14 protein-coding genes are annotated in these 14063 nt (G+C 52.5%); 7 read left to right on the top strand and 7 right to left on the bottom strand.

The window, feature by feature from the left end; genetic code table 11:
* The first annotated feature begins 20 nt into the window (after nucleotides 1-20).
* Complete coding sequence (locus ACZ5GQ_RS04900) at nucleotides 21-803, top strand: GTPase (RefSeq protein ID WP_498856065.1); 783 nt, start codon at nucleotides 21-23, stop codon at nucleotides 801-803.
* Here ACZ5GQ_RS04900 and ACZ5GQ_RS04895 read toward each other — a convergent pair.
* On the bottom strand, nucleotides 800-2638 hold the full coding sequence (locus ACZ5GQ_RS04895) for an aldehyde ferredoxin oxidoreductase family protein (RefSeq protein ID WP_498856064.1): 1839 nt from the start codon (nucleotides 2636-2638) through the stop codon (nucleotides 800-802). The genes ACZ5GQ_RS04900 and ACZ5GQ_RS04895 overlap by 4 nt on opposite strands.
* Before the next feature lie 190 nt (nucleotides 2639-2828).
* Between ACZ5GQ_RS04895 and ACZ5GQ_RS04890 the strand changes: the two genes are divergently transcribed.
* Together ACZ5GQ_RS04890 and ACZ5GQ_RS04885 are read left to right on the top strand one after the other, a co-directional pair.
* Entirely contained in the window at nucleotides 2829-3278 is a 450-nt protein-coding gene (locus tag ACZ5GQ_RS04890; RefSeq protein WP_498856063.1) for a DUF2153 family protein, read from the top strand.
* A 65-nt stretch (nucleotides 3279-3343) separates the two neighbouring features.
* Complete coding sequence (locus ACZ5GQ_RS04885; protein WP_498856062.1) at nucleotides 3344-3646, top strand: hypothetical protein; 303 nt, start codon at nucleotides 3344-3346, stop codon at nucleotides 3644-3646.
* On the opposite strand, the gene ACZ5GQ_RS04880 is transcribed toward ACZ5GQ_RS04885, so the two are convergent.
* Nucleotides 3643-5913 (bottom strand): ribonucleotide-diphosphate reductase subunit alpha, encoded by a 2271-nt coding sequence (locus ACZ5GQ_RS04880; RefSeq protein ID WP_498856061.1) that lies wholly within the window; start codon nucleotides 5911-5913, stop codon nucleotides 3643-3645. The genes ACZ5GQ_RS04885 and ACZ5GQ_RS04880 overlap by 4 nt on opposite strands.
* Nucleotides 5914-6052: 139 nt before the next feature.
* Here ACZ5GQ_RS04880 and ACZ5GQ_RS04875 point away from each other — a divergent pair, with 139 nt between their 5' ends.
* Together ACZ5GQ_RS04875 and ACZ5GQ_RS04870 are read left to right on the top strand one after the other, a co-directional pair.
* Nucleotides 6053-7336, top strand: coding sequence for an NAD(P)/FAD-dependent oxidoreductase (locus ACZ5GQ_RS04875; RefSeq protein ID WP_498856060.1), 1284 nt, complete (start codon nucleotides 6053-6055; stop codon nucleotides 7334-7336).
* On the top strand, nucleotides 7333-8643 hold the full coding sequence (locus ACZ5GQ_RS04870; RefSeq protein ID WP_498856059.1) for a hypothetical protein: 1311 nt from the start codon (nucleotides 7333-7335) through the stop codon (nucleotides 8641-8643). Before ACZ5GQ_RS04875 ends, ACZ5GQ_RS04870 begins: the two co-directional genes overlap by 4 nt.
* 39 nt (nucleotides 8644-8682) lie before the next feature.
* Here the strand turns inward: ACZ5GQ_RS04870 and surE are convergent, their stop codons facing one another.
* Nucleotides 8683-9486, bottom strand: a complete 804-nt coding sequence (gene surE, locus ACZ5GQ_RS04865) for a 5'/3'-nucleotidase SurE (RefSeq protein ID WP_498856058.1) — start codon at nucleotides 9484-9486, stop codon at nucleotides 8683-8685.
* Between the two features lie 89 nt (nucleotides 9487-9575).
* The gene (locus ACZ5GQ_RS04860) at nucleotides 9576-10106 is read right to left on the bottom strand and encodes a hemerythrin domain-containing protein (protein ID WP_498856057.1); all 531 of its coding nucleotides are present in this window, start codon (nucleotides 10104-10106) and stop codon (nucleotides 9576-9578) included.
* A gap of 134 nt (nucleotides 10107-10240) precedes the next feature.
* On the opposite strand from ACZ5GQ_RS04860, the gene ACZ5GQ_RS04855 reads away from it, so the two are divergent.
* Nucleotides 10241-10837 (top strand): metallophosphoesterase family protein, encoded by a 597-nt coding sequence (locus ACZ5GQ_RS04855; protein WP_498856056.1) that lies wholly within the window; start codon nucleotides 10241-10243, stop codon nucleotides 10835-10837.
* A gap of 74 nt (nucleotides 10838-10911) precedes the next feature.
* On the opposite strand, the gene ACZ5GQ_RS04850 is transcribed toward ACZ5GQ_RS04855, so the two are convergent.
* Nucleotides 10912-11457 (bottom strand): hypothetical protein, encoded by a 546-nt coding sequence (locus ACZ5GQ_RS04850; protein ID WP_498856055.1) that lies wholly within the window; start codon nucleotides 11455-11457, stop codon nucleotides 10912-10914.
* A gap of 102 nt (nucleotides 11458-11559) precedes the next feature.
* On the opposite strand from ACZ5GQ_RS04850, the gene ACZ5GQ_RS04845 reads away from it, so the two are divergent.
* Nucleotides 11560-11982: an SRPBCC family protein gene (locus tag ACZ5GQ_RS04845; RefSeq protein WP_498856054.1), complete on the top strand. Its 423-nt coding sequence runs from the start codon at nucleotides 11560-11562 to the stop codon at nucleotides 11980-11982.
* A gap of 91 nt (nucleotides 11983-12073) precedes the next feature.
* Here ACZ5GQ_RS04845 and ACZ5GQ_RS04840 read toward each other — a convergent pair whose 3' ends face one another.
* Entirely contained in the window at nucleotides 12074-13081 is a 1008-nt protein-coding gene (locus ACZ5GQ_RS04840; RefSeq protein ID WP_498856053.1) for an acetate--CoA ligase, read from the bottom strand.
* Nucleotides 13033-14043: an AMP-binding protein gene (locus ACZ5GQ_RS04835; RefSeq protein ID WP_498856052.1), complete on the bottom strand. Its 1011-nt coding sequence runs from the start codon at nucleotides 14041-14043 to the stop codon at nucleotides 13033-13035. Before ACZ5GQ_RS04835 ends, ACZ5GQ_RS04840 begins: the two co-directional genes overlap by 49 nt.
* Between the last annotated feature and the right edge of the window lie 20 nt (nucleotides 14044-14063).

The following is a 14063-nucleotide window of genomic DNA, read 5'->3' as shown; positions in this document are numbered from 1 at the left end:
CCTAATCTAGGGAAAGCTATATGCAGCTGGCAGACTGGCGATCCCTGGCCAGAATAATAAAAAGGTCCGACGGCGTGCTTGAGGTCCTTGATGCAAGGGATCCGCTGGGCACCCGAAGTCTCAGAGTTGAGGAGATGGCAAAGGCCTTCAATAAGAAGGTCCTGTTAGTTATCAACAAATCTGACCTAATACCCAGGTCTGTGGCTAGGGCGTGGCTGGAGTACTTCAACTCCCGTGGTATCGCTGCAGCGCTAGTCTCAAGCCTTAAGGGTTACGGTAAGGGGACCTTGAAGGCCGAGCTTAAAAAGATGTCTCAGGCGGGCGGCCCTTCGACTTACTGCGTGGTTGGCTACCCCAAGACAGGCAAGTCCAGCCTGATAAACATGCTAAAGGGCTATAAAAGCGCCCCTGTTAGCAAGGTGCCAGGAAGCTGGGGGTACACTAAAAGTTACACTATCTACAGGGTTGCTAGCGACTTATACATCATAGACACCCCAGGCACCATACCTATCGAGGGTGATGAGCTGGAGTCTGTAATTAGAGGCAAGAGCCCAGAGGAGCTCTACGATCCAGTGAAGCCCGCGATGCTTCTGCTTGAGAGAGCTTTGAAGTATAACCCTAACTCTGTTGTGGAAGCCTATGGAATAGTTGAGAGGAATCCTTACAAGATACTTGAGGAGCTGGCGGCAAAGAGAATGTGGATATACAAGAGCACTCATGAACCTAACGTAGAGGAGGCGGCTAGGGCTGTCATAAGGGACTACCACAGGGGCAAGCTCTGGTTCTTCGTGCCACCGCCTTAGCTTAGCTTTACGTACTTTTCAAGCTCCGGTATAACGAAGTCGAGGCCTAGCCTATGGAGGGTCGCCTTGGTGGGAACGCCGTTGTAGTCCCAGCCTCTCAGCTCATAGTAGTAGTTTAGCAGCTGGTTATACTTGTCATAGTCCAGGTGCATGCCACTTAGTGGCCCCTTAGTCAAAGGCCTCTTAAACCACTTGGCGGGTGGCATGTCATAGTCCCTGCTCCAGCCTCCCTTCTCCCTTATCCAGAGAGCCCTTATCAGAGCGTAGATGCGGTCACCTATAGCATAGAGGTCGTCCCATGTGTACTTGACGCCTGTTGAGTAGTATAGCAGCAGTGGGTAGTGCTCTATGTTGAGCCCTACTTCAACCCATGGCAGCCTGCAGGTGGTGAAGCTCTCAAAGAGTCCACCCCTTATCCTCTGCAGCTCTATAACCTTGGCGGCCTTTTCCTTGCTGTACGCGAACCTGTCGTTCTGGACCTCCCAGCTTATAACCCAGGCATCCTTATGGTGGGCCCCTATAGGGCTCGTTGCAAAGGCAAGAGCCATGCCTGGGGCTGCGTGGCAGTCATATGCGCTTACCCCAAGCCCCTTGACGTCCATTGAGAAGTCGCAGCCCCCTACCTTTCTGCAGGCGCCCGAGCTGGCCTCGGCTAACAGGTCTCCCAACGGCGTTGACCTGTTGGCTATCTGGTAAGCCACGTCCGCCAGAGTCTTAGCGTCTCCCCACTCAAGCTTTAGGCCGCCGTCGTAATCCTTCAGAAGCCCTGCCTGACTAGCCTCTATGGCCCAGCTCAGGGTGGTCCCAAGGCTTTCCGTGTCATAGCCCATCTGATCCCCTATCCTGTTAAGGTACGCCGCATCTGCTAAGTGATCAATGCCAAGGTTGCTCCCAAGAAGCGCCACGTTCTCATAGTCTAGCTCGCTCTTGACTCCGGCTCTGTCAAGCACTACATTGCCGCACTGCATGTTACAGTTAGGGCAGCCCCTCTGCTCCACCTTCATGCTCTCCATAGTATAGCCATCTATTCCCTTAAAGCCGTCAAAGACCCCCTCATTGAAGTTATAGGTGGGAAGCACGCTAGTCTCCTGGGCCCAGTCTATGGTAGCCATGGTACCCTGGCGCATCCAGAACGGGTACCCAGGCCTATTCTTTATCTCTATGAGGGCCTTGGTGGCCTCAGCCATGTACTCCTTGTTATCATAAAGCTCGTACTTCTCACTGCCCCTCATGACCACTGCTTTGATCTTCTTAGAGCCCATGACAGCGCCTATCCCGGGCCTCCCCCCGCTCCTGCCCTCTTGACTTATAATGGTTGCAAACTTAACCAGGTGCTCACCCGCAGGGCCTATCTCCACTATGCCTGCAAAGCGGCCATAGCGCTTCCTCAGCCTTTCCTCGGTGGTCCAGGTGTCAAGGCCCCACAGGTCGTCAGCAGGCTCAAAGTTGACCTTAGTATTCTCTATTTCAACGACGACTGGCTTATCAGAGGCCCCGCTGAACACTATAGCGTCAAGGCCCGCCTTCCTCATCTCATTGGAGAACGTGGTTCCAACGTTGCCGTCCCCGTAGCCCCCAGTAAGGGGGCTCTTGGCCGCCACCTGAAGCTTACCTGTGCTAGGTCCTGGAAGGCCTGTGAGGGGTCCAATTGCAAATATCAGGAGGTTATCAGGTCCCAAGGGGTCAGCTCCTGGCCTCATGTACTCCCAGAGGATCCTGGCCGCAAGCCCCCTGCCTCCAAGGTACATCAGGGCCCACTCGGCAGGGTACCCAACGACCTTTGACTCCCTCCTAGTCAAGTCGATCCACAACAGCCTGCCGTTCCATCCTCTCATTGAGGGTTACCTTGCCTACAATTGTATGTTGTGAAAATTAATATAGTTATCTTCATTAACGCTATGAAGAAGTAGCAGGTGGTAATAAGGAGGGAGGCGGTTTGTCTTAAGTTAAAGAGCTGCCCAGTGCGGGCCCCTAATGCATCAAAATAATAGGCCTGGAGGCCTTTCTCGCGCAGAGGTGCGGGAAGTGTCGTCCAGGCAAGATATAACAGACTTCCTGCGTAACCTGGATAGATGGGTGCTTATGCAGCAGAGCATACTTCAGACATTCAAGGAGAACGAGAAGAGGATATCGCAGGCTGACAGGCTTGAGCTTATAGTTAACACTAGGCTCGCCTTTAGCCATATGATGAGAACCATAAAGGCTTTTGACGACTGGTTACAGGATCCCTTCATAACTACGAACGCGCCCAGGGACCTCCTCGTTGACGTGTGGGAGAGGACTGTCAAGATACTTGAGGAGCTCCTGGAGCTTGACATAGAGCACACCTCAAGCATGAGGAACACCCTTGACAACTACTTTAAAACCGGTCAACTGAACCCCATACTTACTAGGCTGAGGGAGATAGGCTCAACTCTTGGCGGCGAGCAGGAGAGGGGACGGGGAGAAATAGGGGGTACGACGATATCGTTCTAAGGTGATCCACTCGCTCTTAATCTTTTTAAACTAGCCTAAGTCGTTCATAGGTTAGGTGATGCTAAGTGTCAGAGCAGCCAAGAAGGCAGGAGCAGGGCAGGAAGGCTCAGGGAGCCAAAGGCCCAAGGCCGCAGGCCAGAGCGCAGACGGCGTTGCCCGCGCTCGACGTCACACCAGAGCTCATAAATAGGGCCAAGAGGGACATAACGAAGATGAACTACGTGACGCCAGCAAAGCTAGCATCTGCGCTCAACGTAAAGCTGTCAGTGGCCAGGAAGATACTTAAGAGGCTAATTGCTGACGGCTCTGTAGAGGTTCGTGCAAAGAATAGAAGAATTATAGTCGCTGTGCCTAAGTCCTCCTCTTAGAGGTCACAGGTCGGGCACCCGCCGGCATATTCTTCGCTGACCGTTGAGAGGGTGGAGCCCTCGACATTTACAACACCGGGTACCATCTTAGCCTTAGCCCTTATCTTCAGCTTTGGCGGCTCCCTGATGAGGGCATCAATGTTTTGATTTACACTCATAACCTGAACTCCCTTGCTTTGATCTCTAAATATTGTTATGCCCTTGCACTTAAGCCGCCAGGCCTCGATGAAAACCCCCTTAACATCATCAATGGTAGCGTCTCTCCTCATGTTAACGGTCTTACTGACAGCATTGTCAACCCACCTCTGGAAGACCGCCTGCATCTTGACGTGCCACCTCCAGTCTATGTCAAGCGCCGTGCCAAGGACTGCCTGAATGTCGTTTGGAACCCAGCTCAGGCCCCTGACGGATCCTCCGTGCCTTATAATGTCCTTGATTTTCTCCGCGTTTAAGTTGCCGCTCTCCTGGAGCCAATCTCTCAGGAATCTATTTAGCTCAACCCATGAGAAGAGGGAGCTCTGCCTTATGTATATCAATGAGTAGAAAGGCTCTATGCTGCTACTAGCGTTTGCTATTATGCTTATGCTCCCTGTAGGTGCGATCGTTGTCACAGTGGCGTTCCTGGTGCCTTCCATCATCTCAGACCTTACCTTTTCCCAGTCAAGCTTAGGCCTTGAGCTAACTATTGAGCGAACAGCATCAGAGACCTTCGACTCATCATAGATCTGCGAGCTGCTGACCTGTGGCTCAAAGTTAAACCTTCCATCCTTATGTATGCTTCCTGGAAACTCAGGGTAAGGTCCTCTCTCCCTTGAAAGCCTGTTGCTCTCGTCCCTAGCAACGTAGGCTATGAATTCCATCAGCTTATCAGCAAGGTACAGCGCTGAGTCGCTATCATAGGGTATCCTTAGTTTGGCTAGCATGTCAGCCCAGCCCATTACGCCGAGCCCTATTTTTCTGGTGCGCTTAACGGCGGCCTCTATTTCAGGCCTTGGGTACCAGGAGGTCTCTATTACGTCGTCCAGGAATCTGACTGCAATTCTTATATCATGTTCTAGCAGCTCCCAGTCTATGCCGTCATTCTTAACATAGCGCCCAAGGTTAAGCGACCCTAAGTTACAGGCCTCCCAACTCAAGAGCGGGGTCTCCCCGCATGGGTTCGTGGCCCTTATCCTGCCAAGCCTTGGAGTTGGGTTGTGCTGATTTATTGTGTCAAGGAACACAAGGCCTGGGTCCCCAGTCTCCCAGGCGGCCCTCGCGGCCTCCTCGAGCAGAGAGCTTGCCTTCACGGTTTTCCTGGGGCTACACCTTCTCCAAAGGTCAGGCAGGTCACCGCTGAGGAGGCCCACTAGCTGGGGGCATTCGCTCGGGTCATAGAGGTTCCACTCACTATCACTTAGGGCAGCCATCATGAAAGCGTCATGAACTCCTACGCTTATGTTAAAGTTCTCCAGGCCGCCTGACAGCTTTGAGTTTATGAAGTCCTCCACGTCGGCGTGAACATCGTGAAGCACCCCCATCATAGCTGCTCTCCTTCTGCCTCCCTCCTTGATTACGTCGGCTACCTCGTCGAAGAGCTTCATAAAGCTGACAGGGCCGCTAGCGGTGCCTCCAGACGAGAGCGGTGAGCCCCTACCTCTTAGGGGGGTGAAGTCAAAGCCCGCTCCCGCCCCAGTCTTGAAAATCCAGGCTGCAGTGTTGAGCGCTGAGAATATAGAGTCCATGTCGTCCTCTAGAGGTATAACGAAGCATGCAGCTAGCTGGTGGTACTTAGTCCCAGAGTTCATTATTGTAGGGCTATTTGGCATAAATCTTCCTGACGACATTATTTCGTAGAACTCCTGCCTAGCAGCGTCAAGGGAGCCTCCGAGGCCGAGCTCCGCCTCGGCCACGAAGGAGGCGACCCTTTCCAGCGCCTCGTTGGGGGTCTCAACTACTAAACCTTTACGCTTAGCAAGGTACCTTTCATAAAGTAGGTTGAGGCCTACCCAGGTCGCCCAGGACTCTATGCCCTCAAGCTTGGCAGGAGCTTCTAAGCCCCTCTCATCATATATCTCGTAGAGGACGAGCCTCCTTGCGGCCTCTTCCCACCTGGGGTCTAAGAGGCTCCATGATGCAAAGGTGCTGAGGGCCTTAGTAAAGAGCTCCTGTGGGCTGCTTGCCTGAAGCCTCAGCAGTTCGAACTCTACCTGGGATGAGTCAAGGCCTGCTTCGCGTGAGGCCTGCTTGGCCCATGTGATGACCTTAGTCCTAGTGAGCTCTCCCATAGTTACCCTGCTCTATATTGTAAGGAAAAACTAAATAGTTAGCCTCATTAATTCAAATCAAAAGGTTAGGTCGTGGGATTTCTTACGATAGATACCTAATAAAAGCCACTGCTCGGCAATGTATACACTAGGAGGTCAAATGTACGATTACATAGTAGTAGGCTCTGGCATAACGGGACTTGCCACTGCTTATCACATAAAGTCGATGAGCCCTGACTCCTCGGTAATAGTTATTGATAAGGAGGACTCCGTAGGGGCTGGTGATACATCTAAGAGCGCCGCAGCGTTCAGAGCGGCGTTCACAAACAAAGTAAATTTGATGCTAGCCAAGGGAAGCATAACGTTTTATGAGAAGATCCAAGATGAGGGCTTTAGCTTAGGGATGCTTAAGGTGGGCTACCTCTTTGCTGTCGACGCCAGCTCTGATAAAATAGTAAGACAGGGAGTTAAGGCGGCTGAGTCCATGGGGGTTGACGTCGATGAACTTCAGCCAGAGACTCTTAGCAGGCTGTTACACATGAGGACGGATGTCAGCGGGAGCGAGGAGTCTAAAATAGTTGGCGTAGGTGACATAGTAAAGGGGTACCTGTTCAAGTATGCCGGGGTTCTAGACGCCGAGAAGCTGGTAGACTATTATTATGGTAAGCTCAAGTCTATGGGCGTGGAGTTTCAGCTCGGAGTCCCAGTGAAGGAGTTCTTGATCTCCCCCACTAAGCCGCTTGGCATAGAGGGCGAGCCATTCCCCTGGGAGGAGGCTAGGGTCAGTGGCGTCAGGCTAGGGGATGGAAGGGTCCTGGAGGCCAAGAAGAAGGTAGTGGCTGCCATGGGGGTCTGGGCCAACGACCTCCTGAACCCTATAGGGATAGACACCTACAGCAGGCCCAAGAAGAGGCAGATCTTCGTGATAAAGGCCGATACGCAGGAGCTAAGGTCGGTGCTTTATGCTGAAGGTCTTAACAGCGAGAAGGTAATGCCGTTCACCGTTCTGCCTAAGGGCGCCTACATAAGGCCCAACCCTGCGGAGAATACCTTCTGGGTTGGGATGGCTGATGAGCTTGGCAGGCCCTTTGCCAGGGACGAAAACCCAACGGCCGAGGAGAGGTACTACACATACGGGATCCTGCCAGTATTGAGCCTCTACTTCCCTCAGCTTGGCCTTAAGTACCCAGAGGCCTCGTGGGCAGGGCATTATGACATAAGCTTTGACGGGCTGCCTGTAATATATGAGCCCTACTCGAGTGGCCTCGTGGTGGTGGCTGGGACCAGCGGCAGCGGTATAATGAAGGGGGACTCCATAGGCAGGGTGGCGGCAGCTCTTGCGCTGGACATGGAGGAAGTTGAGCTAGGCGACGGCACCAGCTTCAAGGTATCCCTGCTGGGCCTGGAGGGTAGAGGAGCAGAGAGGGAGCTGCTGATACTATGACTAAGGTACTTCTCGTAGTCACAGGCGAGGCTTCTAAGTTTAGGGATACTATAATGAAGAGGGCGCCTCACGGTATTGACGTTGACTTCTTAGAAGTTGATGATTTGCTTTTCTTGGACCCTGAGAGCCTTAGGGCTACAATAGTTCAAAGGGCGGGGACAAACTATGATTACATAATAATTCCAGGAAGCTATCCATGGAGCGCCGAGCTGGTAGGCGCCAATGTGTATAAAGGCCCTGAGGGCTTAGGGCTCCTGGCTCAGCTTTTGGAGAAAGGGGACCTTAATCTTAGCAAGGACCTCAGCCTAGAGAAGTATAGGCCCGACCTTGTAAGCGCCATGGCTAGGGAGGCCTTAGGGAGCCTCAGAAATCGCGAACTTATCCCTATCAGGCCTCCCCCCGTAAGGGTTCTCTCAGAGATAGCTATCAAGGGGTCTGAGAGAGTAGAAGAAATAGCTGATACAGCCAAGACTCTAGCTGCCGATGGAGCCGACGTAGTAGTGCTGGCTCCCATAACTGAGAAAGCTGAAGGCATGCTTATGGACGTCCTGGCCGCGATAAGCGACGTTAAAATCGCTCTAGGCCTTGACGCAAGGTCTGAGGTCCTGAGTAAGTACTCCTCAGAGTTTGAAGTGCTCCTGAGCCTTAGGCCGTGGCAGCTCAGGGATCTCTCGTGGGCCAGCGGCAAGTACCTTGTAATAACCGTGAGCAATGATAGTGAGATAAGCCTTGTAAGAGACTATATGAAGCATGCGATAAGCCAAGGCGTCAGGCCAATTCTAGACCCGGTGATAAGGCCCCCCTTGGTGCCAGGCCTCTGGGGTTCACTTGAGAGGCTCGCCGCGCTTAGGGAGCTTAGTGCGCCTATGATGGTAGGGCTCAGCAACGCAGTAGAGCTCATGGACGCAGACACAACAGGCTCGGCGGCGATGCTAACATTTATTTCTGTAGAGCTTGGGGCCTCGGCGCTCCTCGTGGAAGAGGCGAGCTTCAAAGCTAGAGGGCTGACGGCTGAGGCCAGGACGGCAGCGGATATGGCCTCGCTCTCACTGATGTGGCTAAAGCCACCTAAGGACGTTGGCGTGAGCCTGCTCAGCTCTAAGCTTAAATGGGGTGCAGTCAATGGTGGAAATTTTGAGGTGAGGCTCCTAGGCAGGGACGAGATAGAAGTGAAACTGGGCAACAAAACCCTCACGTTAAGTTGCAGGGACAAGTGTCCACCCAAGGCTCTTGGGGCAGTGAACCCCTCGCTTATAATAGCAGTATACAGGGCCTGCCTGCCCTGGTCATCAAGGTGGAGCTGTTAAGTGGAGGTTAGAACCTGAAGTAAGTCTAATGGATGGGCTCTAGAGGAGCCCTGCGAGGGCTTCTTTGAGCCTGCCCAGGGAGCTCACGGGATAGGTAGCGACGCTCAGGCACCTTATACATATAGGAGTCAGTGAGGCGTAGCCCTTCTTGACAACGTCAACGTCGCTTCCTTCCTCTCCCCCCGAGTAAGCCACGCCGAGGTCGTCAGTCCTCCAGCCGAGCACGTGGTAGGTGTTCTCGTCCTCGCCATTATAGATCTCTATGTTAGCGATGTTTGCTATAGGCGCTATAGTTATTCCCTTGGGCTCCCCTCTGGGGAAGTTGAGGTTTATGATATCTATGTCGGCCAGCTCATAAATTATATCTACAAGTCTCGACACTATATCAGCTGTAATCATGGATGCAGTCCTGAGACCTCTTAGATCCTTTTCATCCCTGAGGCCGCGCAGCACCGCATAGCTAGACGCCACTGCCTTAACGCCTAGCAGAGAGGCCTCAATGGCTGCGCCTATTGTGCCGCTCGTGAAGAAGTCCACGAGACCCATGTTGGGGCCAATGTTTATTCCCGATACAACCATCGCGGGTCTCGAGGGCAGCAGCGCCTTTATTCCTATGGCCACAGCGTCCGCGGGCCTCCCATCTATCGCCCAGGCCTCCCTAGCCCCCTCAACTCTACGCTTCTCCACCTTCACTCTGAAGGAGTTAGATTTGCTGGCGCCGCTCACCTGTGAGGCAGGCGCTATAACATAGACTTCGAGCCCCCTTGAGGCGAGCTCCTCCACCAGATATCGCAGCCCCACGCTATCTATGCCATCATCGTTGGTCACTAGCAGGTTCTGCAATTCCTTCCACGCTCCAGGGCTTGCGAAGCGTCAAATCTGTGATGCGCAGAAGATAAAAGCGTTAACATTGGGCAATAAGCTAAGGTCCGTCAGCCCTCCATGACTGAGAACATGTAACTGAGCTGCCTCTCTAGGGACGTCTTATTGCACTCGGGCTTTGAGTCAAATTGCCTTAGCTCGTTCAGCAGCTGGCTCTTCTCGTCGTCATTAGTGTACATTTCCACGTAGGCGAATGCGACGCTGTTCTCCTTCTCCTGGTGGCTAAGGAGCCTCTTTGTGAGGTCTCCGAGCGTGTCATCTAAGAGCCCAACATCGCCGGTCTCCCAGGCAGTCTTGAGTTTGTCTACAAGCGTCCTTATGGTGTTGTGATCCTCCTCAAGCTCAAGTTCTAACGACTTGACGTCGCCGCCAAGGGCCCTTAACTTAGGAAATATGTAAAGCTCTTCCTTTGTGAAGTGACATGAAACTACAAAGTCCCTAAGAAAGCTTAGCTGCGACGAAATAAAGTCGTCGTCCAGGCCTATGCCCGATTCTAATCTCGTCCTCGTCCACTCAAGGACCGCCGTGAACCTTTCTATTAATATGTGTTCCTCCTGGAGACCCAGAGTGACTGCCTCCACTTGAAGCCCCATCCACCAGATGTCACCTACTTGCAGCGTTTTTTAAGTTAGGGTCGCACCCAGCAGAGTTAACAAGGTGAAGTTGAGGCTAAGCTTTTACCCGTAATAGGTAAGGCTAATTGTGGAGACTCTGCGTGGAGGCCACGCTGGTGTTATCAGACGTTCATTATCCTCACACTAACCTAGAGCTCTTAAGGCGGGCTCTGGAGGAGGAGCACGACTCCGTGATCCTGCTAGGAGACTCTGTTGATTTGGCGACGTCATTGCCGGAGCTCCTGAGGCTGGTCAGTGATGGCGGTTCTAAGTCCGTCATACTGGTGAGAGGGGATAACGAAGAGGCGCTAGGAGTAGGGGGCTTAGATTCCTACTCTGCGCTCGGAGGAAGGGTGCTCATGATCCATGGACATCAAGGTAATGTGGTCAGCGAGGGCTTCACAAAGTTCGTCACGAGGCTCGCTGCCAGGGCCAGTAAGAGGCTCGTCCTGAGCATCTATGCTATGAGGCTGCACAGGCCCAGGGTTTTCGTTGTTGCTGGCCATGCCCATGCGTTATGGTACTCGCGCGCTTTCAGGGTAGCTATTGCTGGCTCACTTTCTACTAAGAGCAGCTCAAGGCCATTTAACGAGCAGGGCTATGCGGTCTTAAGCGGAGAAAGCTTAATGCTTAAGACTGATCCCGACGACCTCGTGGCCTCTATAAAAGTATCTGAAGAGAAGAAAACAAGGATATAAGGAGCCTAAGAGGAAGAAAAATCTTTGCATTGCCTTCCTAACCAAGGAAAGAGCTCCCTAACCCTGGCCAGACCTTACTCCTGGACAACTATCTTCTTAACGAGCTGGCACCTCTTGGCGAGCTGAAGCACAGGTATCCCTTTTGGAACAACCAACTCGTTGACGACCTTAATGGACCTCACCTTTGAACTTATGGTGTCCCAGTCAACATCAGGCAAGAACACCAACCTCTTAATGTTTGAGAAGACTACAGGCTTGTCTAGGCTCAATAAATCGTTCTTGCTCACTGTGAGTTCGTCTATATCGCTTATAAGGTCAAAGTCGCCAACCATGCTAACCATGGTCTTTATAGCGGCTGACTGGGCGGCCTTGAGCTTCTCAGCTATCTTGGACATCTTAGACGAGGCCTTCTGGGCCGCATCCTTGGAGACCTCAAGCGTCACCAGCAGGTTGCTCATAGCCATGTTCATTAAGTCACCAACAGTGACCCCTACCTCCTTTGCGACCTTTGTGAACCTATCATAGAGGTCTGGGTCAAGACCTCGTATGGTGTACACTTTCTCCTTCTGCTGGACCCTGTTTTCTGAGGACTCCCCTTGCTGGTTCCCTTCCGAGCTCATACATGTCACCTCTGTATTACAAGTATTCTTTGAATGCTTATAAATGTTGCTATATAAACAAATGTTCTAAAAAGAAGCTGCTATAGAGTTAAGGGGGTCACCGTGGCGATAAAGTTCACAATTTCTAAGGAGGTCTCGGACCCTGAATGCGCTTGGAGAGCGGTGACTAACCTAAGCCAGATGCCAAGATACTGGAGAGGGCACAGGGAGGTCAACGTTAGGAACTATGATGGGCGTAGGCACTATATTAGTATAAGATTCGCCTTTCCCGGGCCTCTGAATAAAGGGCTGGCGACCGCGCTAGTAAATGAAGCCGAAAGATATGTAGCCATGGAGTATGTTAAAGGCCCTGTGAGGGGCACCGTGACGATTAAAGTTCAAGGGAACAACATGATCACTGTTTGGGACGTCGGGCTCGCATGGTACTTAAAGCCTTTTGAGCCATGGGTCAAGGGCCACTTCATGAAGGGGGCCTCTGACGCCCTTGAGAGGATAGCTTTAGAGTGCAATGGAAGACACGCCTAAAAGGCTCCGCGCATTTCTACTATCTGGCCGCTGTGAGGAAAGGTTTCGGGCCTGAGGGCGGTGAAGAGGGCTAGATTGTCCGAGCGGTCCTTCACTTCATAACCCTCTTTAGCATCACTACGGCCTCTTTCACGTAGTTTATGGACTCTGGGTTATCAATTACGGGGGACTGTTCCACCTGCTTGTCAAGGGCTGCATCTCTCACAATTCTCCTCATTATCTTTCCACTCCTTGTCCTGGGCAGGTCCTTAACTGGCACTACGGCCTCAGGCTCGAAGGGCTTTCCAAGTTTTTCTGCCACCAGCTTCTTTATGTTATCTAGGTCAGCGCTCTCAAGCGTCTGGCCTGGCTTAGGTATTGCAAAGCAGACAACTACCTCGCCTTTGACGGGGTGCGGGTAACCTATGCACGCGCTCTCGGCGACCTTGGGGTAGCTGTTTACTATGGTCTCAACTTCTGCTGGGCCCAGCCTTTTGCCGGCTACCTTTATGACGTCGTCGGCCCTTCCAAGTATGTACCAGAAACCATCCTCGTCAATAAGTGCGTAGTCCCCGTGGTACCAGACCCCTGGGAACCTGGACCAGTAGGTCTCTATGTATCTCTCAGGGTCTTTCCAGAGCCCCCTTGTCATGCTTGGGGCAGGCTTCTTGGCAACTAGGTAGCCCGGCCTGCCTCTCACCGGCGAACCATTGTCGTCAAATACGTCAACATCCATGCCAAGGCCCGGGCCCCAGAGCGTGGTGGGCTTAAGCGGCACTACTGGGCTTGGCAGCAGGAAGCATCCCATTATCTCGGTGCCCCCGCTCAGGTTTATCATAGGCCTCCTCTCCTCGCCGAGGTCCTTGACCACCCACATCCAGGTATCCTCATCAATGGGCTCGCCGGTGTTACCAAAGGCCCTGAGAGAGGACAAGTCGTGGCTTTCATAGGCATCCTTGCCAAGGGACTTAAGCAGCCTGCCTGCAGTAGCGGCGAAGCCCAGGTGAGTTACCTTAAACTTCTCTATTATGTCCCAAACCCTGTCCTTGGTGGGGTAGTCAAGGGCTCCCTCTATTGAGAGGTGAGAGGCGCCAGCGCCTGGGAACCAATTACCATCCATGGCCCCATCATCCAGCCCAGGTCAGTTATCCACCAGAGGGTGTCATTGAATCCCTCCCAGCCAGGCTTTATATCAAGGTTGAAGTAGTGCTCCTTCGTAGGCTGAAGCAGCATGCCTGCATGGCTTATCACGGCCCCCTTGGGCTTCCCGGTGGTGCCGCTCGTGAACATCAGGATTGCGGGGTCCTCGGCTTCAGTCTCCGCGGGCTCAAAGGTAGGCCTCTTGGACTGCACCTCCTTATCAAATATAAGGTCTCTCTCCTCATTAATGGGAACCTCTGCGTTAAGCCTCCTTATTACTACTACTTTAGGTTTAAGTCCAGAGAGCCTAACGGCCTCGTCAGCATTAGGCTTAAGCAGTATCACTTTTCCCTTCCTATAATAACCGTCGACTGTTACTAGCACCTTGGCATCTCCAAGCTTTAACCTTTCAGCTACAGCTTCGGGCGCGTAGCCGCTAAAGATAGGCGCCGCTATGGCTCCTACCCTCATGGAGGCCAACATTGCTATGACGCTCTCAGGCATTATCGGGGCATATATAGCTACTACATCACCTTTGCCAACTCCAAGCTCCACTAACAGGTTAGAGAATCTGTTAACGTAGTCCAGCATTTCATTATATGTTAGTCTGACAACCTTTGAGTCCTCGCCTATCCACGTCATAGCAACCTTATCTCCAAGCCCCCTCTTGATAGGCCTGTCAAGGACGTTATAGCTCACATTTATCTTACCGCCTATGTACCACTTGGTCCACTCGATGCCCCTGGAGGAGTCATAGACCTCCCTGGGCTCGGTAAACCATTCAAGTTCTAGCCACTTGGGCAAGTTACCCCAGAACCACTTGATGTCTGACGTACTGCGCCTCACGAGGTCTTGATAGCTTTCTATCTTATGGGACTCCATGAAGCGCGTGACGTTGGCCTGCTGTACTAGATCTCTGGGCGGAGTCCAAATATAGGTCACAATCCCACCCTTAATACTGG

This window comes from Caldococcus noboribetus (assembly GCF_055389385.1).
This window is presented reverse-complemented; position numbering and strand designations above follow the sequence as displayed.